Here is a 22,779-nt window from a genome sequence, read left to right on the forward strand (position 1 = left end):
CCCCTGACAGCTCTCTGCCAACAGGCCGATTGAAATCCGGGCCGGCAGACCCGTAGACTTCCTGAGCAGTGACCGGGAAGAGTACCCGGAGATGGCACCGACAGGGAGCCCTGGGCCAAGACTGAGAGCCTGGGCCGGACCGCCACCGGAGAACGTCACCCGCGAGCATGTCGGAAGAACCCCCCAACCGGGGCCAGTAGACCCGTCCGGGCGCGCCCGTTACAGCGCACTATGAGCGCCCCTGACACTACGCAGGGGAAACGCGGTGGTACCACGGGACTTTTCCTCTTCGTCTCGTCCGCACAGAACCTGTCGCAAAGGCAGGTTCCGGCGGGCGGGATTTTGGCTTGTATGGAGGATCCGGATGACACAGGCAGGCGTACAGAAAGAAGGAGAGAAACCATGACGACCGGTGCCCCGGAACTGCAGGGGTACTCTCTTCCTCTGGCGCAGGCTCTGGCCCTGCCAGTGCGGCAGCGGGCCCTGGCTTATGTCACCCGTGGCCAGCAGGAACTGCTGGTGTTCGAACACACGCCCGAGTACCCGGATGCCGGCGTTCAGGTTCCGGCTGGTGGCGTGGAGGCTGGCGAAGGTCCTGCGCAGGCCGCCGTACGTGAGCTGTTCGAGGAGACAGGACTGCCCCTGCACTCCCCGGTGCACATCGCCTCTTTCCACCTGACACGTGCACAACGGTCGCAGGTGTATCACTTTTTCTGGCTGCGTGCGCCACTGGATACCCCGGACGCCTGGGCACACCGTGTCACAAGCGGAGACGGCGATCACGGCATGACCTTTCTCTGCCGCTTCGCGCCGCTGGACCACCCCGAACTTATCCCCGATTACGGATATGAAATCGCCATTCCACTGCTCAAACTGCTGCTCAAGGAGAACCCATGACCGACACGACTGATCACCTGACCGAGAACGAAGGGCCGCTGGCCAAGCAGTTTGAGCCCCAGAGTGTGGAGCCGCAGTGGAGCAACCGCTGGCGTACCGAGCCGTTCCGGGCTGACGCGAGCAGCGGCCGCGAGCCTTTCACGATTGTGATTCCGCCGCCCAACGTGACCGGCAGCCTGCACCTGGGTCACGCGCTGGACAACACCCTGATCGACACGCTGATCCGCTTCAAGCGCATGCGCGGCTTCGAGGCGTTGTTCCTGCCGGGCACGGACCACGCCGGCATCAGCACCCAGGTGGTCGTGGAGCGGCAGCTCAAGGAACAGGGGCTGAGCCGCTTTGATCTGGGCCGCGAAGCTTTTCTGGAAAAGGTGTGGGCCTGGAAGGAGGAGTCGGGCGGCACGATCCTGAACCAGCTGACCCGCCTGGGTGTCAGCGCCGACTGGACCCGTGAGCGCTTCACGATGGACGAAGGGCTCTCCAAAGCGGTGCGCCACCAGTTCGTGCGGCTGTACCACGAGGGCGCGGCCTACCGCGGCGAGCGCATCGTGAACTGGGACCCGGCCAGCCAGACCACCCTGTCGGAACTGGAGATCGACCGCGAGGTGCGCAAGGGCAAGATGTACACCCTGGCTTACAAGCTGGCTGACCCTTCCACACCCGCCAGCAACGGCGAGCCGGGAGAGATCCGGATTGCCACCGTGCGCCCGGAAACCATCTTTGCCGATCAGGCCATCGCGGTGCATCCGGCCGATCCACGCTTCGCACACCTGATCGGCCAGCAGGCGCGCATTCCGCTGACTGACCGCACCGTGCCGATCATTGCGGACGAGGCGGTCGAGATGGAGTTCGGCGTGGGGGCACTGAAAATCACACCCGCGCACGACCCCACCGATTTCGAAGTGGGCGAGCGTCATGGGCTGCCCAGGCCCAGCGTGATTGACCTGCACGGCAACCTGACGGGTGAACTGGTGCCAGAGGCATTCCGGGGCCTGGAGCGTTTTGCGGCGCGCAAGGCAGTTGTCAAGGCCCTGCAGGAGTCCGGCGAACTGCTTGAGGAGAAGGATCACGACACGGCCATCGGCCTCAGTGAGCGCACCAAGGTTCCGGTCGAGCCTATCGTGAGCACCCAGTGGTTCGTGCGCATGAAACCCTTTGCCGATCAGGTGCTTGAGGGCCTGGACAAAGGCGAGATCAAACTGACGCCCGAGCGCTACACCAAGGTCAACCGCGACTGGCTGGAGAACATCCGTGACTGGAACATCTCACGGCAGCTGTGGTGGGGCCACCAGATTCCAGCCTGGTACGACGATGAAGGCAACATCTACGTGCCTGATCCCGAGAAGCCGGATCTGGACTGCGACAAGGACCCACGTTACGCGCACCTGAACCTGAGGCGCGACCAGGACGTGTTCGACACCTGGTTTTCCAGCAACCTGTGGCCTTTTTCTACCCTGGGCTGGCCTGACACTGACGCGGAGGACTTCCGCAAGTTCTATCCCACACAGGTGCTGGTCACCGGCTACGACATCCTGTTTTTCTGGGTGGCCCGGATGCAGATGGCCGGATACGGCCTGACCGGTCGGGCGCCGTTCTCGACGGTCATGCTGCACGGCCTGTACCTGGATGCCAAAGGCCAGAAAATGTCCAAGAGCAAGGGCAACGGGGTAGACCCGCTGGAACTGTTCGACCAGTACGGGGTGGACGCCTGCCGCTTTGCCTTCACGTTCCTGTCTACCGGCGGCCAGGACATCAAGCACGACCCGCGCCGCTTCGAGCAGGGCCGCAACTTTGCCAACAAGCTGTGGAACGCCACCCGCTTTGCGCTGATGCGCCTGGGTGAGGCGGCTCCCAACATGACAGACGACGAGAACCTGAGCGCTTACGTGCGCCGCGCGGTGGTGCCCGGCAATGCCGACCTGCTGCGCAGCCAGGCGGTGCTGGGTGTGCTGCGCACCAGAGATGACCTGACGCTGGCCGACCGCTGGATCATCAGCCGCCTGAATGCGGTGACGCAGGAAGCGACCGCGCAGCTGGAGGCCTTCGATATCGGGGCGGCCATCCGCACGCTGTACAGCTTTACCTGGGACGAGTTCTGCGATTGGTACATCGAGGCTGCCAAACCTGCCCTCAGTGAAGGCCGTCTGGGCACCCTGGGGACGCTTAAGGCCGTGCTGGAACACATTCTGAAACTGCTGCACCCCTTCATGCCCTTTGTTACCAGCGAACTGTACGAAGCGCTGGGCCACCGCCGTCAGCTGGCCCTGCGGATCTGGCCTCAGGCCGACGAAACGCTGCATGACGCCGAGGCCACGCGGGCTTTTGATGCCCTGCGCGCTGCTGTGAGCGCGGCCCGCAGCCTCAAGAGTGAACTCGGCCTGAGCCCCCAGGACCGCCTGGGCGTCCTGGTGGAGGGTGATCTGGCAGGCACAGTGCACGAGAACGCCCGCGTGGTCGAAAGCATTGCCCGGGTGACGCTGGTCTCCGGCCTGGAAGGCCGAACCCTCAGCGCTGTCGAACAGGGCGTGATCATCAGAGCGCCGCTGGAAGGCACCGTGGAGATTGGGGACTGGCTCGGCAAGCAGAAAAAGCGTCTGCAGGAACTGGACAAGCAGATCAGGCAGGCGCAGGGCAAGCTGAGCAATGAGGGGTTCGTGGCCCGCGCCCCCGCTGAGGTGATCGAGGAAGAACGCCGCCGGGTGACCGACTTCAGCGCCCAGAAGGAACGGCTGGAACAGGTTCTGGCTCAGTTCGAATAATCCTGAAACTGAAAAAGAGTCCGCCAGTGTGGGGCGGGCTCTTTTTCTTTGACTGTGTCTAAGCCAGCAGCCGCTCGCAGAGTCCAGGGAGCAGCTGATAGACGTTGACGCCGCAGGCCCGGTCAAAGTACGCCTTCAGGTTCAACTGGGCGCGCCACTTGTCGGCTGTCCGGGCGTTCACGCCGTAGCGCAGGGCGACGTCCACCATGCGCTCCTGCACCGTGCAGAAGCCTTCCGGCAGGGCCAGCAGGTCGCACAGCTGAATCAAACGGTCTTCATTAGTCTGCTGTGCCCTGGAAAGCAGGCTCTCCAGCCGGCCCAGTTCCTCGGGAGTGCCGTCCCACTCACCCTGCAAGGTGTCCAGACCAGGTAGGACAAACGAGTGCGTCAGGGCAATGCGGGCGGCGCTGGTATAGCCGAGCCCGGTCAGGTAATCATGACCGTCCAGAATATGACGGTCGCGGTTTGGCCCTGTGCGCCGCCCGATGTCATGCAGCAGGCCCAGCACATACGCCCGCTCGGGGTCCAGCTCAGCGTGCCGCCGGGCAATGTGATGCGCGGCCAGTGCCACCTGCTGTGAATGGGCGACCCACGGTCCGGGATTGAGTTTCCCGGCTTCATGCAGGAGGTGTTCAGCCAGGGCGCGGGACGGCAGACTCATGGTGCCAGTCTGGCAGTTCTGGCCGCCTGTTCAAGGCGCTTCTGCCAATGCAAGCGAAAACGCCCGGAAGCACCAGTCATAGATCAGGAGGGGCGCAGCCACGCGGTGACTGGTCCCGGATAGCGCCTAGTACGACTTAAACACGTTGTGTTATGACAATAGGCCGATAAATGCCGTGACGTTCTGTCGCCACCCTCGTCCTAAGGTCAGTGAGCCCAGCTCGGCGGCCGCAAACCTGTCGATAGGAATCGTCCGGCTCGCTCCAATAGCCCAGGCGTGGGGTCTGGCCTGATCACTCCACGGTTCTGTCAACAGCGAGAGCACCACTTGCTGCCCGTGACGTACGAAGGACACTTGATAAAGAGACCACCAGTCGGTGGGAATGTCGCTTTCCACCTCACGCCAGCCTTTGGCGGTCAATGCCTCAACGACGACAGACCATTGGGGAGGCAAATCAGCGGGCACATTCCAAGGATACGGTGAGACCCCTGAGCATCAAACCACGTGTTTAAGTCGTACTGGCCTGCACAGGCAGTCCTTGTCCTGGCCGCCCCTCACCTCATGTGTACTCGGCGCGGCGTGGTTTTGCCCTCAGCTCCGGCTCCACTGGGCCGCCTGGGTCAGCGCAGAAGCGGCTGCGTCGATCTCCGCTTCGGTCGTGGCGGCGCCAAAGCTGAAGCGCAGCGTGCTGCGGGCATCGGCTTCACTCAGGCCAGTGGCCGTCAGCACGTGACTGGGCTGCATGGTGCCGGCCGAGCAGGCACTGCCGGCGCTCGCGCAGATGCCCAGCATGTCGAGATTCATCAGCAGGGCTTCTCCGTCCGTCCCGGGCAGGGTCAGGCTGACCACCTTGGGACTGCCTTCCGGCGGGTGGTTGATGCGCAGGCCCGGAATAGCTGCCACAGCCTGCATAAACCGTTGACGCAGTTGACTCAGGTGCGCGAAGGTGCTTTCCCGCGCCGCCTCCGCATGGGTCAGAGCCAGACCCGCAGCATAGACTCCAGCCGTGTTCTGGGTGCCGGGACGCAGACCACTTTCCTGGCCACCTCCATAGACGACTGGAGGAAGGACAGTCCCGCGCTGGACATACAGCACCCCCACTCCTCGCGGGCCACCCCACTTGTGGGCACTGAAGGTAGCAAACGTGACACCCCAGTCAGGCAGATGCACCGGCAGGACGCCCGGTGCCTGAACAGCGTCAGTGTGATACGGCACGCCCCGTGCAGCGGCAATCGCCGCCAGGGAAGGCGTGTCCTGCACGGTTCCCAGTTCGTTGTTGGCATGATGAATCGACACCAGCGCGGTGTCGTCACGCAGCGCAGCCTCAAGCTGCGCCGGTGCGTAGCGGCCATGCCGGTCCGGTGCCAGAAAAGTGACGGCCCAGCCTTGCTTTTCCAGCCAGCGGGCTGGGGCCAGAACCGCAGAATGCTCGGTCAGGGTGGTGATCAGGTGGCCGGGCCGGCCGTAAGTTTCCTCCCACGCCAGGGCAATGCCCAGGAGGACATGATTGTCTCCCTCAGTGCCGCCACTGTTGATGGTCAGGGTCCGGGGGTCTACCCCCAGCACCGCCGCTATACGGCCCCGGCCCTCTTCCAGCAACTCGCGGGCGGCCTGCCCTGCGGCGTGCACACTGGCCGGGTTGCCCGGCAGCGCAGCAGCGTGAGTGTAGGCAGCCACGGCCTCAGGGGTCATGGGGTGTGTGGCAGCGTAGTCGAGGTAGATCATCTCGGGAGGGTTCCTTCAGGGCCGGAGCACCGGTTCAGGGGTTGACCGTGGCGTACTCTGCGCCGTCGCGCCGGATCACGAACACTGCGGTCCCACGAACCGTCAGCGCATTGTCGCTGGTGGCTGTGGCACCGCGCAGCTGGGTCGCCTCGGTGGGTGCAAGCACCACACGCTCGCCATCGGCGTCTCGCACGACCACTGTATAGGTTCCGTCCGGCAGGTCCTCCGGGAACAGGTAGTTGAAGCTGACGGTACTGGTAGGCAGCTCGGCACTGGGCGCAGGTTCAGGTACGGGAACCGGACCGGTGACCGGCGGCGTGGCCGGAATCTCCTGCGGAGTGGGTTCAGGCGCCGTGTCCGGAGCGTCCGGCGGGGCGGGAGTGGGGTCCTGGGGTGCCTGCTCTGGGGCAGTTGGTGTAGGTGGGACGTAGACCGGCGGCAGAGGCAGGCTTCCGGCAGGCTGCGTGGGCGGGCTGTAGCGGGCCGTGGCCACCGTGAGGGTCACCGGGCTGCCGACAGCTACCCGGACGTACGGCGCCGGAGTCTGCTCCAAGACGCTGTTTTCCGGATCATCGCTGGGCTTTTCACGGACGTTGGTCACGACCAGACCTGCGGCGCGCACATGGTCACGCGCCTGCTCATAGGTCATGCCAGTGAGGTTGGGAATCCAGGTGTCCTTGCCCTGCACCCCAGTGCTGACGATCACCTGGACTGACTGTCCCGGCTGCGTCTGGACGCCAGGTTGGGGAAGCTGGGCAATCACATGGCCTACGGGGGTGTTGGTCAGCGTGCCATCGACCTTGAGCACCTTCCCCAGGGTGAGGGCTCCGTCTTTCAGGGCCGCTTTGGCCTGGGCAAGGGTCATTTCCTCCACGCGCGGCACCTGGATAGACGGCGGATTGTTGACCGTCAGGGTAATCAGGCGACCCACCGGCAGGGACGTGCCTCCCGCCGGGTCCTGCCGGATGATGGATCCAATAGGCAGGCTGCCTGCCTGGCCCTCGGTGTACTGAACGCGGTAGCCAGCGCGAATCAGTTGCTGGGTGGCTTCCTTGGCCTCCTTGCCCGTCACGCTGACCACCTCCTGGACCGGCGGATTGAGGTAGATCTGTGCTGCCTGGCTTCCCAGGTAGATCGCGCCCCCCAGGAACAGCAGGCCTGGCACGAACGACAACCATGCTCCCGGTTGCCGGCGGGGACGGACGCGGCCGCCACTCAGCGCGGCCAGGGTTGCCTCATTGAGCAGGGCAATATCTTCGGGCGTGCGGGTGACGGGGCGTAGATAGGCAACCCGAGGTTGATGATCCTCCACAACGATGTCGGCGTCCGTGACCGCAAAGTTGTGCGCCGCCAGACGCGCCACGAGGTTGCGCACAGCCTCGACCGTCTCCTCGGATTTGACCGGCTGGGCCAGGAACTCTTCAAGGGGGGTTCCGGCGACCGGCTGCCACACGGCGTAGTAGGCGCCGGGCCGGGCCACCACGTCGGTCAGTCCGGCTGGCGCCAGAGCCCTCACGGCAGTGCGGTAAGCGTGAAAGGCCTGACGGTCGGCAGGAGTCGTCACGTCGAACCATGCCACGCGGCGGGTGACACCCTCGCCTGCGCGAACCTCCGAGAGGGTGACATGACCCTCGCGCGCGATTTCGCGCACGATCTCGTATTTCCCGTCAATCAGCTTGTGTGGTCCGGCCTGCCCCGTCATGCGTTGCCCAGCATAGCGCGGGGGGCTGAGCCTTGCTTGACTGGCCTCATCCGAGCCGCGGCGTCAGAGCCCGGCGACCCGTGCGCCCCAGTAGGCCGCGAAGCCTCCCAGCAGCCCAAACCCCAGGTGCCGGGTGCGCCACATCAGTGCGCCGCCCACGACGCAGGCAATCAGACGCCGGACCCACTCCGGACTGCCCAGGACGTCGGGCACGACCAGTGCAGCAAAGACACTGACCGGCACAAACTTCAGAAATGCCAGCCAGAAGGGTGGCAGGTGCAGGCGGCCCAGACTCAGGCCCAGCAGCCGCGCCGGATAGGTCACAGCCCACATCAGCAGGATGATCGCAGTCGGGCTCACGCGCCAGCCTCCTGCGGTTCCAGGCGGGTCAGCAGCCAGGCTCCCAGCAAAGCGCCGCCCACACCGGCCAGGAGGATCACCAGTCCTCCGGGAAGTACGCGCGCGAGCAGCCAGGCTCCTATCCCGGAAACCGCTGCGACCAGCAGATTCAGGCGGTCGGCCAGCAGCGGCACCAGCAGACCCAGAAATGCCAGGGGAAAAATGACTCCCACGCCCAACGCCTGCGGGTCCGGCAGTACCGCACCGGCCAGGGCGCCTGCCAGGGTCGACAGGTTCCACACCACGTACAGGCTGAGTTCGGCCCCCAGAAGAAAGGCAAAGCTCAGGCCCGCAGGGTCACGGGGACCATGAACCACGCTGACGCCGTACGCCTCATCGGTCAGGAACTGTGCGGCCAGGGTACGCTCCCAGCGGGTCAGAGGCAGCTGGCGCGACAGGCTCAGACCGTACAGGACGTGCCGCACGTTGAGCAAAAAAGTGGTACCCACAACACCCAGGGCGGAAGCCCCGGAAGCAAACAGGCCGGCTGCTGCGAACTGGCTGGCGCCGGCAAACACCGTCAGGCTCATCAGCTGGGTCTCCCAGACCCCCAGACCGGCCGCACGGGCCGTGACCGCGTAGGCCACCGCGAACGGCACCAAGCCCAGCCATAGGGGCATCAGCGCCCGAAATCCCCGCCAGAACGCGGGCCAGAAAGAAGTGGCAACCAACATCCGGGTCAGTGTAGGCGCTGAGTCCGGTCCACCAGCATGTTGACGGGCCGGGGCAGGCTGGACCTCTCCGGAATCCGGCGCACGGACCTGACTGGAGACCCACGCAAACTCCCGGGCCGCAGTGACGGTCGGATGCATATGCACTCCTGTTCCGCAGCGCGTCCTGACTCTTCCCCCACATCAGCGGCCGGGCACCGGTCATGCGCGGCGTGAGACCGCAGCCTGCCAGAACACGGCTGCGACAATCTGGGTCAGCACGAAGGCAGAACTGGGTAAATCTTTGGGAAAGAAGGCCAGCGTGTTCGTCTCTACTCCGCCCTGTACGCTCGCGGCATGGAATGGCCCTCGCAGGAGGACTTCGTGCATGGTGACCCAGTGGCGCCTCCGTGTGGGTGGGACAGGCCCGGTCTGGTCATGACCTTCAACCTCGAATGCTCCGGCTGTGTGTCGCGGGGCATTCCTTTTCTCAAGCGGTTGCACAGCGAGTTCGGTGGCCGGGTGCAGCTGCTGGCGGTTCATACCAGTTGGGGGCACCGGCAGCTGCCCCGGGAGGATGTCGAACCCACCCTGCTGAAGTTCTCCCGTGACTTTGCGCGACTGCCGTTTCCGGTTGCGCTGGACCTGGACGGCTCGTTTGCCCGGCACTGGAACACTGAAGGCACTCCGCACTGGCTGGCATTCGCGCCGGGCGGCGAGTTGCTGCGCAGCGTGTACGGCAGTCAGGAAAACGCGCAGACCCGGCTTCAGTACCTGTTGCAGGAATGGGCTGGCCAGGGGGACGGACCCTGAAGAAAGAAGCCGAAGCGTTCCGCCAGAGTTCGCGATTGAAGCCGCGGAGGCCGAGAGTCCTGATGTGAATGGCAAGGGCGCAGACTTTTGGTGGTTTCCTGCGTGGTACCGAAGGGGCCACGTCACCCGATGGAACGACTTTTTAAGGTGCGACACGCCGAAACACTGGGCATAGGATTTAAGGTGCTGCGCGGCGTACAGAGACGGAACGATGTCCTTAGTGAGCACGGTCACCAGCAGGCTGCCCTGTGCAGGACCGCGCTGACCGCGCTGCGGCTGAGCGAACCTGTCATCTATGCCAGCACCTTTCTGCGGGCGCAGCAGACCGCCGGCGCCCTGGCTGAGGCTCTAGGCGTCGGCGTGAACATCTTGGAAGGACTCCAGGAAATAGATACCGGTGACTGGTACGGCCGCTCCTACGCTGAGCTGGAAACGCACAGCCACGAGTTGTTTCGTCAGACGGGCCACTTCGGTTTTCCTGGTGGGGAAAGCATCGACGATGTGAAGCGCCGGGCCCGACATGCTCTGACGCAGATTCTGAGCCGCGGTGGACCACTAGTTATCGTGTCACACGGGCTGGCTATTCAGATTCTGCTGTGTGATCTGCTGGGCACCGATTTCGCCGCGGCCTGGGCGGATGGCCGCTACGCTCATGCGAACACTGCCATTTCCGAGCTTCGTAGGCATGAAGGACAGTGGCTTGCAGTACGGCTGGGGTGCGCCCACCACCTGACTGGAGCACTGGCGTGAAACAAGCACTCACCGTCACGCAGAACAGTCAGGAGATAGCCGGGTTCTGTGCATGACGGCTATCTCCCCCCGTATGTTCAAGTGCCCAGTGAAAGGCCGGTCATATCACTTGTGAAGACTCGGACTTATTGACGTGGCCCTGAGCTTACCCAGGCATAAAAAAGCCGGAGGCGAGCGCTCGCCTCCGGCCTTAGTGGTCCGTTCTTCAGTCGATGCTGGCCCGCCAGCGCCACTCGCTGGCCCGCTTCATGACGTGCGCAATGCCGCCGGTAATGGCCAGTTTCTGGTTCCAGGGCAGCTTCATCCAGCCCACGGCCATCAGTCCACCCAGGCTGACAAATTCGCCAAGAGTGGTAGGCTCGTACGCTTCAAGCGGCTGCCCCTTGGCCAGGTGCATCAGGTTCTTGCCGGTCAGGCGCCCCTGCTGGCCTGCGTGCTGGGCAGTGGTCGGCACCGGCTTACCTTCCTGGTTCAGCGCCAGTCCCATGTCCCCAATAACGAACACGTCCGGGTAGCCTTTGGCACGAAGTTCGGCGTCCACGGCAATTCGGCCGCCGGGGCCTTTTTCCAGCTTCTCGCCCCGGACGATGTCCCGGGCCTGGATGCCGCCGGTCCAGATGATCTTGCCGGCGGGAATGATCTTCTGCTCACCCTCAGCCGTCTGCACTGTCACGCTGTCCGCGGTGGCTTGCATCAGGCGGTGTCCGGTCAGCACGTTGATGCCGTAGCCTTCCAGGGTGCGCTGTGCCTTGGCCCTCAATGCGTCGTCCAGCACGGGCAGAATCTTGGGGCCAGCCTCGACGAGGTGAATCTGGAAGGGCGGCAGACCACGGGCCTTGGTCAACAGCTCGGCGCGCTGCGCGAGCTCGGTCACCAGTTCCACGCCGGTCAGACCAGCACCGCCGACCACGATGTCGCGGTTGCCCACGTAGTCGCCGGAGTAGGCCCGGTTGACGAAAGTAAAGATCTCGTCGGCGTCAGCCACGTCCTTGAGTTCGGAGGCATTCTCAGCCAGGCCGGGAATACGATAGAAGTTCGTGACGCTGCCCAAACCCACGACCAGCGTGTCGTAGGTCAGCACGCGGCCGTCTTTAAGCAGCACTTCCTTCTCATCCAGGTTGACCGTATCAACCTGAGCCTGTTCAAGGTTCACGCCAGTTCCCCGCAGCAGCGGGATCAGCGGCAGGGTCACGCGGGTGTTGTGGGCAGCGGCTTCGTGCAGACGGGTTTCAAAGGTGTGGTAAGCATTCTGCTCGACCAGCAGAGTTTCCATGCCCGGCGTGGGCTTGAGTTTGGTGGCGGCCGCAAGGCCTGCGTAACCAGCACCAAGGATCAGGGTTTTCATTGCAAGGTCTCCTGTGAACGAATTCACGAATTGGCTGCGTGATAAGCCTGCCAACCCGCAAAAAATCGTCGGGGCTTTCACCCGACACAACGCCCAGTGTACACCTCACACCAAGACCATGAAACCCTGTGGTCTGACAGCAACTAAACATCTGCGCCGTCGCCTTGCTCAGACACGCTGCCTTGCGATGATTGTCGCTGCAGAAGTTGTTCTTGAACGTCACCGGGCGGCGTGTACGCTAAGAGCAAAGAGGAGACCGTACCTGATCCCCAACTCGTGTTGAGCCGGGCGTCAGGGAGAGACGGCCCTTATGGCCTCGAGGCCCTCACGGCAATTGCGCACCGCGGTCAGCAACTGATCGGAAGTGGTGACTCAGAGCACTGTCCCGATTTGTCGAAATTCTGGACCGGTATTACTGGCCGGACGATCGCCGTTTAGGTCGGTTCGACGCGACGGTGGAGCAATTTTGGTTTGAATCCTGGAACTTCAGGAATGCAAGACAGGGCCGGATGTCCTGGATGACCTTCACCCCCAAACTGCGCCGTAAGTACAAGAGGTGGATTGTGGAGGGTCTGGGGTTGTCCTGGGCTCTCTTCGCGCCAGCTCACCGCGACGATCTCCCGGATGCCTGAGCAACGACAACCCCAGGAACCCTGTCCAATGAATGCCACAGGGGCTGGTGGAAGAGACCTCAGCCGCCAATATTGACGGTCGGCGCACCGGCCACGATCACCCCGCCGTGGGCTGTGGTGTCACCCAGCCGCGCAGCAGGCTTGCCGTTGATCAGCACTGTGGCGCTGCCCCGGACAATCATGTCAGGTGGTCCGGTGCATACACATGGATCGCCCACACGTGCGGCCAACGCTCCGGCAATGATGACCGTAGGGCTTCCGGAAGAGATCGGCCCGCCGACATGAGGAGTCAGGCCGGTGGTCATGGGGCAGGTATGGTTGTCACCAAGACGGGCAGCTGGTGGCATGCAGAGTCCTCCTTAAGCGATGTCTGTCGTTTTCAGCTTTTTGAACGCCGGATTTCCTGGCTGAGCCGGTCACGCAGGCGGCGGTACACGTCCTGTGCCAGCAGGTCGAGGTCGACTGGTGGCGCTGAGGTCCCCCTGTGCCCTACCGCGTCGGACCGGTCGCTGGTGGAAGGTGAAGCCTTGGGAGCAGTCGGGGGAGCAGCCGAGGCTGGCGCGGCTCGGTCACTGCTGGCCGCATGCACCGCCACCTGGGCGTTACTGGCAGGTGGCGGACCTCGCCGTGCTGCAGGGCGAACCGGAGGGGGCTGGATCACCGTGGAGACTGGGCGTGGCCTCCGTTCCTGTACGGCGGCGGGTTGAGCTTGATGATCTGACGACCAGTACGGCATGGGCTCCCATGGCGCCGGCAGGCCTGGTGGCCGCTGCGCCTGAGCAAATGCAGCGTGTTCGGTAGCCAGCGCCACCGTTTCCTCGTCGTGTTGCCCGCCGCTGGTCTCGCCCAGGGCCGTCGGTACAAATCCGGGCCGGTCATGACGGATGGCATGGGTGATTTCATGGGCTGCCAGTGCATATCCTGCCGGCGTCTCCAGATTGACCTCTGCTGGAAGCAGGACTGTCCGGCCAACCGTCAGGGCGTCGGCTCTGGCTGTGCTGAGTGCCGCCTGTACCGAAGGGTTACGTACCACCCGGATGTCTCGAACCGAGGTCCCCAGTGTTGCTTCCAGGGAGCGCTGGGCACCCATTCCCAGCGGTTGACCGTGACCGTCCGCCTGAATGGCGCGGGCAGCGGCCGCAAGGACTGGTGATGCCTCTGTAATGTCCGGGCCTGCTGCTTGCCCGGAGTCTGCCGCAGGAGGCCACGTTTGGGTTCTATTCTCGGGAGTAGAGGGCCTTGGAAGAAAAGTTGCCTGAGGGTTGGCGTAAGTCTGGCTGGTTTGTATCTGGCCAGTTTGTGATGGGGCCAGAACAGGTGGTGCAGTCGGAGCAGACCTTTGCCGCTCCGGCATCTCGCTGAACAAGGCAAGGCGGGGTGGGAACCGTGTTGCCGAGGGTAACGGCCACACCTCTGCATCTGCCGTTCCAGAAGAAGCCTGAGCCGTGAGCTGTGCAGGTCCGTGTGAGGGCACTTCAGTCCAGCCGGCGACTTCAGCCGGCCGCAAGGCTTGCCCCATGAACAGATTCGCCTCGTCCTGCACGGGCATGAACATCGGAACAAGAGAGGTTCCGGGCCTGGAAAAGCTTTGAGGAGTAGGGAATATGACTGATGGCTTGAGATCGATCTGTGATGGGGTGGGTTCTGGGAACGCCGGGATGACAGGTGTCCGGACCTGATCACATTTTTGGGAAGGCGTCGAAAACCCGCCCTCGAACGGGGCCTCAGGCTGATCAGTTGATTTTGTGGGCGCGGTCCAGACGGACGGCACGCTGGGCATGGCCGGGGCTGTAGCTGACTGATCATGGGAGATGTCGGGACGCGCATCACCGTCAGTTGAAGTGACCAAACCCGCGGAAGCCCGCAAATCGCTTGCTTGTCCTGACGCGACTGGCTCGGGCAAGGGAATCTGCTGCCACGAAGAGGTTGTTGGCGGGACTGCTACTGCATCTGGTGCCAGCTGTGGTACTTGTCCTGGCGTAAGAGCTGGCATCGTTGGGTTAACCACGGACGGTGGCGTAGAGAGAAGCAGTGCGGATAGCGGCGCTGTGAACGGCGCGAGTCCGGGTGTTGCCCTGGAAACTGCGGGAACTACAGATGAATGTTCCCTATCCTTATCGAAAAGCACTGGTGTGTATATCAGCACAGACCCATGGGGATGGAACAGGAGGGCTGGTGGCGTGGGCGCCGAGTTCGAGGGGGCTGGAAAGGTCGGCTCCTCAGAACTTTGGGCGTTCCTGATGGGTGGTGACCCCCCTGTAGGCCTTTGTAGCGCTGGGCTCGATAACTGACCTTTGGGCAACACTGCCCTGGCCAGGAGTTCAGGCACGTCCAGACGCCCCGCAAAGGGGACAGCAATGGTAGTTTCGCCCGGCAGTGGTGTCAGCTGCGCTGGAAGTTCGGGTCCTCCTGAACCAGGCTGAATTTTTTGCCGTGTAGGCAGCGGCTGAGTTGCCAGAGACCGCGTGAACCTTTGGGACGCTGGAGTCAGCGTCGCAGATTCTTCTGGCTGCACAGGAGTGCCGGGTTTTATTGGACTGGACGCGGGCCAGATCCCAGTCACAGGAGCTCTGCTTTCATTTTCCAGGAGGGGAAGAGGGGCTGTAAAGGATGGTGCGGCGGCAACCGGCCCAACAGCGCCCGCCTGGAGGTGGGTTGGGATGAGGTCAGGCTCTTCTGCCTTCGGAGCTTCCCATGAGCTGGCCACATGGGAGACGCCGGGTGGCCTGATCATCCTGGAAACCTCGGCGCGAGTTTGGAACTGCTGTATGGCCTCTTCGTGGACGAGGAGCTGCGGTCTCACATCCGTTGAACCATCAGGGAAATTGGCTGACTCCGCTACCGGTGCAGGGTCCTTGCCCCCTGACTTAATGAGACGTGCTGGGCGGCGCACCACGGGAGGCTTCACCATGGGAGGTCTGGCCTGGTCTGTAAAGACGCCGGGAAGTTCTTCTTTTGGAACCAGTCTTGACGCTGCCCGGGGAGATGTAGAGGTCAGCTCGTGACGATTCGTGGTCGAATGAGGGCCATAAGTGTCGTTGGCAATCACTCTGGGTGTCTCTGCCTGCTCTCGCTGAAGGTGCGCACGGGGGTGTTGAGCCGCCGCAGGCCCCCCTTGCACTGTGGGCGCCTGATCCTTCTGCGGTTCAGTCGTCTCCGGACGACTGGAGCCAGATGAAATGGCCGGATTGATAGTCGGCGGAGCAGCTGGCGCTATGGCTGTTTGTTGGCGCTGGGGGCTGATGTCAGCCCTGGCCGCAGGGGAAGAGGTTTTCTCCGGAACGACAACGCCTGTCTCCAGCTTCCCGGGCTGAGAATCTACACCCTCGTTCTGAGCAGCCCCTGTTGCCTGATATGTCTTTCTTTCCAGGCCCCCGGGCAATTCCGGGCCCAGGAGACCGGATGATGCCGCTGAAAAATCCACGGCAGGGACAGGAGTCATGGCCTTGGATGCCAGAGGCGTGACAGCCGCCGCAGGTACGTCCGCAGAACCAGCCCACAACACGTCACGACCCGCTGGAGCTATCGCCTGGGCGCGAATTGTGAGGGACCGGAGCAGGTCCTCTGCTCCTTCGCCAGCCTCCATGCCTGTCAGAACCGAGGTTGGATCGGCCAAGGCAGACGTCGGCTGGGGTAGGGCCGTGTCTGGTTGGCCGACAGTCTGAGTTGCCCTGAGGGCTGCTGTCCTAAGGCCGGGCGCGGCCAGTTCAGGGGTTTCCTCAGGTCCGCCAAGCGTCTGTGGGGGCTCGGTGCTTCCGGGCGACTGCGTCCTGACAGCGTCTGCAATCCCCGCCTCAGTCACATCCAACCTGACGCTCTGACGGTCGGTAAACGAATCGGGGACCGGGAGGATGGTCAGTGGTCTTGCCTCTGAGTCATCCTCGCTGTCGTCGCTGTCTGACCGTTCCTGCCCCGCAGCCTGTGTTTGACCCTCCTTACGCCGGGTCTGGGTGGCCCGTGCTTTGAGCCGTGGGGGAGAGGTCGGCGTGGGCCCAGGCTGAGCGGCAGGCGCCGCCACCGCTGCCGGAAACGTGCGCTCGGTCATGTCGGAGCCAGCCATGACGTTGCGCTCCGGGTGATGATCTTCCCAGTTCTGCAGCCGGTCATAGAGCATGGGGCTTTCTTCGGTTTCGCCTGCCTGTTCCATCTCTGCAAAGCGGTTCAGTCGAGCCAGAAAGTTCTGAGAAACCTCTGGTGGCGGAGGTGGTGGAACCACGAACTCCTCTTCGACCGGGGCCTGAATCGCCGGCACTTTGGGGCGTGGTTTTCGAGGCAGCCGGACCGGCACACCATTGTTGGCCTGCTTGAGCAGCGCAGCCAGCTCTTCGCGTTCGCGCTGAGCTGCCTGGGGATCAGGCTCGTCTGCGGCCCCAGTGACCACCGGATCGGCCGGCACTTGGGAGCCGGAGGTGCCCAGCTCATCGGCCGCTGGCAGGGGAAGGTCCGGAGACACTTCCTGTTGACCGGCGTCCAGCTGTGCTGTGGGCCCTGGCAGTGTTTGGGAAGGCGTCACAGGCGCGCTACGCGCAGGTTCGCTCGTCTTCTGGGTGCCGGCAGGACGGGACGGTTCCAGCTTGGCTTGACCTGGCTCGGGCAGCTCCTGGGAAATAGGGGCACGCGGGACCGTGGGAACCGAGGCTGGCGTAGGTTCACGCTGCGGCTCCTGCTCTGCCAGCACAGAGGTCAGTGGTGCTGTGGTCAGTAATGTTGTAGCTGAAGAAACCGGTACTGGGTCGGGAAAGCTTTTCATAGCCGGGGAAGGCGCACGGTCCTGAGCAGACGGCTTGGTGACAGCAGGAACTGGGGCAGAGTCTCCAGGAAGTTTGGCGGCCACAGGGTCAGCAGGACGGGCAGAATGGCTGCCCGGTTCATTCCTCTCTGCCGAAGAAACCGGCGCAGCCTCTGAAGCCGAGAGGCGAGCCAACTGATCGGGAGCCCACTTCTGTTCCCGCGCTGTGTTGAGGGCCATAGTTTCCGCAAAGGAAGCGGGCCGGCCAGGACCGGGGACCTGAGGCCGTTCCGGGAGAACGTCTGTGAAGGCAGACGACAACGTACGGCTCGCAGGCGAATCTTCTGACCTCCTGGAGGAATGGGCAACTGCGGCGGGTCTTTCCAGGGGGGGCAGAAGGACAGGAGGTGTGCTGCTCAATCCGTCGGCCAGCACCTGAACCTGGTCACCGTAGGGATCTTCTGTTGCCTGAGAGACGTCCAGTTCGTCCAGAGGCAGATTTGGGACAGGCATCTCAGGCCAACCGCCCCAGTCCGGCATACCGGAAACCACAGGTGCAGCTTCGCCTGGGCTGCCACCGGGCGGCCCTTGAAGCAGTCGGGCGCGGACCCTGATCAGGCGTGGCGCCCCGGTTTGCGCAGCTTGAGTTCTTACGTGGTCGCGTTCTGGAAAAGCCGTGAATACCAGGGGAGACGATATGGTGCTTCCCCAGGCAGTGGGCCATAGGGCAGTTGACGCCGGAAAGCCAGGCAGCTGATGACTGCTTCGCTGGGTAACGGCCATCAGGTGGCTGAATTTCAGGCGGCGCAGCCGCTCGTCAAAGACGTTCACTCGACTCCTTTCTCGTCCAGGCTCATCTGACCTGCGTCAGTCTGGACTCAGCTCGCGGTGCTGATGTGCAGCACACCTGCATGGGCCAGTTCCAACGTCTCGACGGCAACCGCCTCGCCGTTGCCTGCAAAAGTCGGCCCCGACCATTTCACTGGGTAGGCCTGAAGCAGCTCATAACGCCCCAGCACATGTCCGCTGGTCTCGTAGGCCACGATGGTGACATTGCGAACGTCCAGAATGCCCTGCACAATCCTCAGGTGCCAGTTGAGCAGTTCATTGCCGGCCGTCACGCCTCGCTTCAGGGTGAGGTTGCCGACCTTGGACCGCACCGGCAGGCGCAGCACCCGGTCATTGGTGCCGCCCTCGATAAAGTCCATGGTTTCGGTCTCGATCTGTAAGCCGCTGACTTCGCTGAAGGCCGCGTACTCGATGCGGTCAATGGCCACGTGATAGCGGCTGTTGGCCAGCACCTGATAGGCCGAAGACCGTCTGGGCGTTTCGGCCGCGCGGCGGTGCGGTGCCGCCTTCACTATGGCCCTGACCTGCTGGATCACGTCGCCTCCAGGCAGATTCTTTACATTGATCGGCATGCCCCAGTCACCTCAGTTTGCCTTCGCGCCGGGCAAGGTCGAGCCGCAGGTCTTCCATTATCAGGGCATAGACTTTCCGGCTCAGCAGTTCCAGGTCAATGCCCGACGGTGCGGCCGATCGCGCTCCAACTGCAGAGGCAGTGGGCGACGCACCTGAACCTGATCCTTGCCCGCTGGCCTTCATACAGGCACTCCGGTATCAGCCAGGTCCAGTTCAAGAACAGCGCCGCAATGAGGACATTCTGTTTCCAAAGTGCTGGGTCCTGCAGGCACCGGGGCTGCGGCGCCCGAGTTGGGCGTTGGCAGAACCACCGTGCCAGTCTGGGTGTTCAGGCTGGCATACAGGGCCTGCAGATACGCGTAGTCGGGTGCCGGCAGGGCTGCAAGCACTTCGGGTGTGACCGGGCTGAAGGGACCAAGCCGGGTCACGACCCGTGAGAGCAGCAGCAGGCCATAGTAGGCCTCGTTGCGCTTGACACGCTCGTCACCCAGCGGCTCGATCTCGTCGAGGGCTGTGGCTGGGCGGATAGTCCCAGCCCGCTGAATGCGCCCGTCGGACGTCAGAAGTCCGACCGGGAGCATAAAGGGATATTCGTTCACTGCTGAGTGCCTTACTGCACGCGCTCGTAGCCTTCGTGGGTAATGGTCAGTTCTTCGACCGCCACCTCGTTGCTCTTGGCGTCATAGGTCGGACCGTTGAGCTTGCTGGGCCAGGCGTTGCGGAAGGTCCAGCGGGCAATTGGATCGCCCTTCTGGTTGTGCAGGGTGATGGTGCCGCTGCGGCGGGCCTTATCGATCTGGCCTTCCTCAACTTCCTTACGCCACTGCCACATGTCCATGTCGTTGGTGATGCCGCGCTTGAGCACGATGTCGTTGTACTTCATGTTGGCCGGCTCGCGGATCAGGACAGCCTTGCCGTTCTTGTCGGTCGCGCGGTATTCGACAACCTGACTTTCGCTGCCCAGGCCGGTGCATTCGCGGAAAGCGCCGACAACCTTGCCGTCGAATTCCACGCTGAAGTAAGCGGCCACCAAAGGATCTTTGCGGTTCGTGTTTGCTCCGGTCATAGTCTGTGCCTCCTGTCAGGAAGATGAAAAGAGAGAAGAGAGGTTTACTGCCCGCCGCCAGCGTGCTGGCTGAAGCGGAGAATCAGGAATTCGGCGGGCTTGACAGGCGCGAGTGCCACTTCAACCTGCATGATTCCGCGGTCACGAATTTCTTCCGGGTTCAGTTCCGCGTCGCACTTGACGTAGAAGGCGTCGCGGGCCGTCGTCCCGAACAGCGCGCCGTCACGCCACACGCTGGTGAGGAACGAGTTGATGTCACGGCGCACGCGGAACCACAGGTTCTCGTCGTTAGGCTCGAAGACAGCCCACTGGGTGCCGCGTTCGATACTGCGCTCCACATAGTTGAACAGGCGGCGGACCGAGATGTAGCGCCAGCGGGCGTCACTGGACAGGGTCCGGGCGCCCCACACGCGCACGCCCATGCCGGGGAACTCGCGAATGCAGTTCACGCCGATGGGATTGAGAATGTCCTGCTCGCTCTTGCTGATCTGAATCGCCGGGCGCAGGGCGCCGCGCACGACTTCGTTGGCTGGAGCTTTATGCACGCCGCGTTCGATGTCGTTGCGGGCGTAGATACCAGCCACAAAGCCGCTGGGCGGAACCGTCATGGGCTTGCCGTCAGGGCCGTCCACGCTGACCCAGGGGTAATACAGGGCGGCGTAGCTGGAGTCGAAGTTGGTGTCCACATTGCGCCACTTCACAGCCTGCTGGGGTGTGAGGTCCGGCGGCGTATCCAGAAGGGCCACGCGGTTGCCGTTGCGCTCGCAGTGGTCGATCAGAGCGCGCTGAACAGCCTTGACGCCATCGAGGGTCATCAGTCCTCGCTGATAGGCACCCATCAGGTCAGGTACCGCGATCATGCTGACTTCCTCAGCAATTTCCAGGCTCTCGATCCCGCTTCGGCCGTCCATGGACCCGATAAAGTCCTGGCCCTTCAGTTCGCCGCCCGACAGCACGTTGCTCTGGGCCTGCAGGACATAGGAGCCCAGTTCCGGAGCGCGCTCGGCCAGCGGGCCGGTGGTGCTGGCTTCCTCGATGGTGATCAGGGTGCTGTCGCGGTTGACGACCTCAGTCACGTTTCGGGCATGCTTCTTGCCCACCGACACGTTCTCGAACGTCTCAGTGCGGTCATTGCGGGTGACCTTGAGGGTAAACAGCCCGTCAGATCCGTCGTCGGCGTCCTTGGCAGCATCCTTGGACGCGTTGTCCTGGGGCTTGCCGCCTTTCTGGTCCTTGGGAGCCTCGGGCTTTGCTTCAGGAGTGCCCGGCAGAATCTCGATGTGCAGGTCGCTCTGGCGGCCATCACGCGCAACGATATTCAGGCTGGGCACGGCGCTGCTGGCGCGTGAGGGCAGTTGCAGCGCTGTGGCGGCTTCCACGGTGCGCTTGTCGGTGCGGCCTTCCTGGGGGACCATGCGCACCACGTAGCAGCGCGTGCCGCCGTTGTTGAAATACGCATACACCGACTGCGCGAGGTAAGCCCCCTCCATGAAGGGATTTTTGATGCCACTGGCGTCCAGCGTCCCGAAGGTTTCCCGGAACTGCTGCCAGTTGGCAATGAAAACAGGCGTGTTGGCCGGGCCGGTGGGGGCAAAGCCCACGAACGCCGCCGTGGTGGTGCTGACGCCCTCGATGGGACGCGGTCCGCCCGCAGTTTCCTCGATATAGACGCCGGGTGAAAGGTATTCCGCCATAAGCTCTCGGGTTCTCCTGGAGTGAAGGGATGGACTTTGACATGTGGCTGACCGGGACAACTGACCGCCCGGCCACTCAGCAAGTCATGGACACCCAGCATGGACGAGCGGCGAAGAGCTGCATAGCGGATTTGTGGAATCGGAGTTCGCGGCAGCCTCCTATAGTGGTCAGTCAATGCCATCGCAGCCTGTGAGTCGCGGGGCAGGTCTGGAGGAGAGGAAAAGCCGTGATCGCCGACATTCAACACGCCTTGAAGGAGTTGGTCTACTCCGAGGCGGCCCTGCCCAGGGACGCACTGGATGTCCGTTTCGCCGCGCCTACCTCGGCCTGGGTGTCCGGGCTTACCCGACCGACGCTGAACTTCTTTTTGCATGACATCCGCGAGAACATGGCCTTGCGAAGCTCCGAGTTCATGCATACGTACGTCGCCGGCGGTCGCCAGCGCGACCTGGTGCCCCGGCGCATCGATCTGAAGTATCTGGTCACCGTGTTTTTCAAGTCACAGGTCGATGAGCTGGGCCGTGACGAGTGGAACGTTCTGTGGAGGGTACTGGCTGCCCTGATGCGGCAGGACGAGTGGGAAGACCGCTACATTCCGCAGGCGGCGCGTGACCTCGATGTGGGGGTTCTTGGGGTCGTGGGGCAGCCCGAGGGCCAGGCCAGTCAGGGGATATTCACCAGCCTCGGGTTACCGGTCAGGCCCCATCTGAACTACACGCTGACGGTGCCTCTGAACCTGAACGTGTCTGAGCTGAGTCTTCTTGTGCTCGAACGCCGGGTGGATTTGCGTACCGGTCTGGAAAAGCCGGCAGCTGATGGACCCAGCATGGTGCGCTCGAGCTGGATCATCCGCGATGAGCACGGCCAAGCGGTGGCCGACGCCCTGGTGAGATCCGACCAGGGCGGGCGGGCTTTTAGCGGCCCTGACGGTGTGGTGCATCTCGCCGTGCCGCGTGAGCATGTCCGCATTCTCCAGGTGCTGACGCTGGACGGACAGTCTCTGGAGCTTCCGGCACAAGACGCGGCACTGCTGCCCCCACTGACGGAATAGAGCGCCACACCGCGTTGTCCCTTTGTTGTCCCTTCCCGACTCAAGGAGTTCCTGTGTCCCAACGATCCTCAAAACCTTCCCATGCCGACGTGCTCGGTTCGGGTGTGGCGTTTCCGCCGGCGCTCAACGCCCGTGGTCAGGTGGCCATGGTGTCAGGCGAACAGGCCGTGTCCCAGGCGATCCTGATGCTGCTGATGACCGCGCGGGGTCAGCGGGTGATGCGGCCGGAATACGGGTGCCGCATTCACGAGCTTGTTTTTGCTCCGGGCGACGCCACCACCCTGGGTCTGGCGTCCTACTACGTGGACGAGGCGCTGCGCCGATGGGAACCCCGGATCGAGGTCGATCACGTCCAGGCGCAGCTTGATCCCCAGCAGTCCACCCGCATCATCGTGGACATCCGCTACCGCCTGAAGCACTCTCCCGAACCCCTCTCACTGGTGTTTCCGTTCTACCGGACCCACTAGGTGTTGCCTGCCCTTC

At 63.3% G+C, this 22,779-nt stretch carries 19 protein-coding genes; 6 read left to right on the plus strand and 13 right to left on the minus strand.

Annotated elements, in window-relative coordinates; translation table 11 throughout:
• Window positions 1-402 precede the first annotated feature (402 nt).
• Both DEIDE_RS03910 and DEIDE_RS03915 read left to right on the plus strand, forming a co-directional pair.
• On the plus strand, window positions 403-897 hold the full coding sequence (locus DEIDE_RS03910) for an NUDIX hydrolase (protein WP_012692649.1): 495 nt from the start codon (window positions 403-405) through the stop codon (window positions 895-897).
• A complete protein-coding gene (locus tag DEIDE_RS03915) occupies window positions 894-3,656 on the plus strand; it encodes a valine--tRNA ligase (RefSeq protein WP_012692650.1) in 2,763 nt (920 codons plus the stop codon). Before DEIDE_RS03910 ends, DEIDE_RS03915 begins: the two co-directional genes overlap by 4 nt.
• A 58-nt stretch (window positions 3,657-3,714) precedes the next feature.
• Here the strand turns inward: DEIDE_RS03915 and DEIDE_RS03920 are convergent, their stop codons facing one another.
• From DEIDE_RS03920 to DEIDE_RS03940, 6 genes are all read right to left on the minus strand, one after another.
• Entirely contained in the window at window positions 3,715-4,317 is a 603-nt protein-coding gene (locus DEIDE_RS03920) for an HD domain-containing protein (protein ID WP_012692651.1), read from the minus strand.
• Between the two features lie 150 nt (window positions 4,318-4,467).
• Window positions 4,468-4,782: a hypothetical protein gene (locus DEIDE_RS18985; RefSeq protein WP_162485396.1), complete on the minus strand. Its 315-nt coding sequence runs from the start codon at window positions 4,780-4,782 to the stop codon at window positions 4,468-4,470.
• Window positions 4,783-4,908: 126 nt separating this feature from the next.
• A complete protein-coding gene (locus DEIDE_RS03925; protein ID WP_012692652.1) occupies window positions 4,909-6,042 on the minus strand; it encodes a cysteine desulfurase family protein in 1,134 nt (377 codons plus the stop codon).
• A gap of 34 nt (window positions 6,043-6,076) precedes the next feature.
• A complete protein-coding gene (locus DEIDE_RS03930) occupies window positions 6,077-7,744 on the minus strand; it encodes a PASTA domain-containing protein (protein ID WP_012692653.1) in 1,668 nt (555 codons plus the stop codon).
• 63 nt (window positions 7,745-7,807) lie between these two features.
• Window positions 7,808-8,104 (minus strand): AzlD domain-containing protein, encoded by a 297-nt coding sequence (locus tag DEIDE_RS03935; RefSeq protein WP_012692654.1) that lies wholly within the window; start codon window positions 8,102-8,104, stop codon window positions 7,808-7,810.
• Window positions 8,101-8,763, minus strand: coding sequence for an AzlC family ABC transporter permease (locus DEIDE_RS03940; protein ID WP_012692655.1), 663 nt, complete (start codon window positions 8,761-8,763; stop codon window positions 8,101-8,103). The genes DEIDE_RS03935 and DEIDE_RS03940 overlap by 4 nt, the downstream gene beginning before the upstream one ends.
• 387 nt (window positions 8,764-9,150) lie before the next feature.
• Here DEIDE_RS03940 and DEIDE_RS03945 point away from each other — a divergent pair, with 387 nt between their 5' ends.
• Window positions 9,151-9,606, plus strand: a complete 456-nt coding sequence (locus tag DEIDE_RS03945; RefSeq protein WP_041227056.1) for a TlpA family protein disulfide reductase — start codon at window positions 9,151-9,153, stop codon at window positions 9,604-9,606.
• 129 nt (window positions 9,607-9,735) lie between these two features.
• On the plus strand, window positions 9,736-10,356 hold the full coding sequence (locus DEIDE_RS17940; protein ID WP_012692657.1) for a histidine phosphatase family protein: 621 nt from the start codon (window positions 9,736-9,738) through the stop codon (window positions 10,354-10,356).
• A gap of 205 nt (window positions 10,357-10,561) precedes the next feature.
• Here DEIDE_RS17940 and DEIDE_RS03955 read toward each other — a convergent pair whose 3' ends face one another.
• From DEIDE_RS03955 to DEIDE_RS04000, 7 genes are all read right to left on the minus strand, one after another.
• Window positions 10,562-11,701 carry an NAD(P)/FAD-dependent oxidoreductase gene (locus tag DEIDE_RS03955; RefSeq protein ID WP_012692658.1) on the minus strand — a complete coding sequence of 380 codons (1,140 nt, stop codon included), beginning with the start codon at window positions 11,699-11,701 and terminating at the stop codon, window positions 10,562-10,564.
• A gap of 691 nt (window positions 11,702-12,392) precedes the next feature.
• The gene (locus DEIDE_RS03960) at window positions 12,393-12,680 is read right to left on the minus strand and encodes a PAAR domain-containing protein (protein ID WP_012692659.1); all 288 of its coding nucleotides are present in this window, start codon (window positions 12,678-12,680) and stop codon (window positions 12,393-12,395) included.
• A gap of 32 nt (window positions 12,681-12,712) precedes the next feature.
• Window positions 12,713-13,423 carry an eCIS core domain-containing protein gene (locus DEIDE_RS18990; protein ID WP_049760436.1) on the minus strand — a complete coding sequence of 237 codons (711 nt, stop codon included), beginning with the start codon at window positions 13,421-13,423 and terminating at the stop codon, window positions 12,713-12,715.
• A 4,517-nt stretch (window positions 13,424-17,940) separates the two neighbouring features.
• Window positions 17,941-18,483, minus strand: coding sequence for a phage tail protein (locus tag DEIDE_RS03985; RefSeq protein WP_012692661.1), 543 nt, complete (start codon window positions 18,481-18,483; stop codon window positions 17,941-17,943).
• A 180-nt stretch (window positions 18,484-18,663) separates the two neighbouring features.
• Window positions 18,664-19,083, minus strand: coding sequence for a hypothetical protein (locus DEIDE_RS03990; RefSeq protein WP_012692662.1), 420 nt, complete (start codon window positions 19,081-19,083; stop codon window positions 18,664-18,666).
• An 11-nt stretch (window positions 19,084-19,094) separates the two neighbouring features.
• Complete coding sequence (locus tag DEIDE_RS03995) at window positions 19,095-19,550, minus strand: phage tail protein (RefSeq protein ID WP_012692663.1); 456 nt, start codon at window positions 19,548-19,550, stop codon at window positions 19,095-19,097.
• 44 nt (window positions 19,551-19,594) lie between these two features.
• Window positions 19,595-21,244: a phage tail sheath family protein gene (locus DEIDE_RS04000; protein ID WP_012692664.1), complete on the minus strand. Its 1,650-nt coding sequence runs from the start codon at window positions 21,242-21,244 to the stop codon at window positions 19,595-19,597.
• Between the two features lie 227 nt (window positions 21,245-21,471).
• Here DEIDE_RS04000 and DEIDE_RS04005 point away from each other — a divergent pair, with 227 nt between their 5' ends.
• Together DEIDE_RS04005 and DEIDE_RS04010 are read left to right on the plus strand one after the other, a co-directional pair.
• Window positions 21,472-22,296 (plus strand): Pvc16 family protein, encoded by an 825-nt coding sequence (locus DEIDE_RS04005; RefSeq protein ID WP_012692665.1) that lies wholly within the window; start codon window positions 21,472-21,474, stop codon window positions 22,294-22,296.
• Between the two features lie 53 nt (window positions 22,297-22,349).
• Window positions 22,350-22,763: a GPW/gp25 family protein gene (locus DEIDE_RS04010; RefSeq protein WP_012692666.1), complete on the plus strand. Its 414-nt coding sequence runs from the start codon at window positions 22,350-22,352 to the stop codon at window positions 22,761-22,763.
• The last annotated feature ends 16 nt before the right edge of the window (window positions 22,764-22,779 follow it).

It is taken from the genome of Deinococcus deserti VCD115 (genome assembly GCF_000020685.1).
GTDB classification, from domain to species: domain Bacteria; phylum Deinococcota; class Deinococci; order Deinococcales; family Deinococcaceae; genus Deinococcus; species Deinococcus deserti.

Coding starts and splice junctions, on each gene's coding strand:
- DEIDE_RS03995 (WP_012692663.1), bottom strand. CDS start 19,550: ATGACCGGAGCAAACACGAACCGCAAAGATCCTTTGGTGGCCGCTTAC.
- DEIDE_RS03985 (WP_012692661.1), bottom strand. CDS start 18,483: ATGCCGATCAATGTAAAGAATCTGCCTGGAGGCGACGTGATCCAGCAG.
- DEIDE_RS03930 (WP_012692653.1), bottom strand. CDS start 7,744: ATGACGGGGCAGGCCGGACCACACAAGCTGATTGACGGGAAATACGAG.
- DEIDE_RS03915 (WP_012692650.1), top strand. CDS start 894: ATGACCGACACGACTGATCACCTGACCGAGAACGAAGGGCCGCTGGCC.
- DEIDE_RS03945 (WP_041227056.1), top strand. CDS start 9,151: ATGGAATGGCCCTCGCAGGAGGACTTCGTGCATGGTGACCCAGTGGCG.
- DEIDE_RS03940 (WP_012692655.1), bottom strand. CDS start 8,763: ATGCCCCTATGGCTGGGCTTGGTGCCGTTCGCGGTGGCCTACGCGGTC.
- DEIDE_RS17940 (WP_012692657.1), top strand. CDS start 9,736: ATGGAACGACTTTTTAAGGTGCGACACGCCGAAACACTGGGCATAGGA.
- DEIDE_RS03910 (WP_012692649.1), top strand. CDS start 403: ATGACGACCGGTGCCCCGGAACTGCAGGGGTACTCTCTTCCTCTGGCG.
- DEIDE_RS04000 (WP_012692664.1), bottom strand. CDS start 21,244: ATGGCGGAATACCTTTCACCCGGCGTCTATATCGAGGAAACTGCGGGC.
- DEIDE_RS03960 (WP_012692659.1), bottom strand. CDS start 12,680: ATGCCACCAGCTGCCCGTCTTGGTGACAACCATACCTGCCCCATGACC.
- DEIDE_RS03925 (WP_012692652.1), bottom strand. CDS start 6,042: ATGATCTACCTCGACTACGCTGCCACACACCCCATGACCCCTGAGGCC.
- DEIDE_RS18990 (WP_049760436.1), bottom strand. CDS start 13,423: ATGGGTGCCCAGCGCTCCCTGGAAGCAACACTGGGGACCTCGGTTCGA.
- DEIDE_RS03920 (WP_012692651.1), bottom strand. CDS start 4,317: ATGAGTCTGCCGTCCCGCGCCCTGGCTGAACACCTCCTGCATGAAGCC.
- DEIDE_RS03955 (WP_012692658.1), bottom strand. CDS start 11,701: ATGAAAACCCTGATCCTTGGTGCTGGTTACGCAGGCCTTGCGGCCGCC.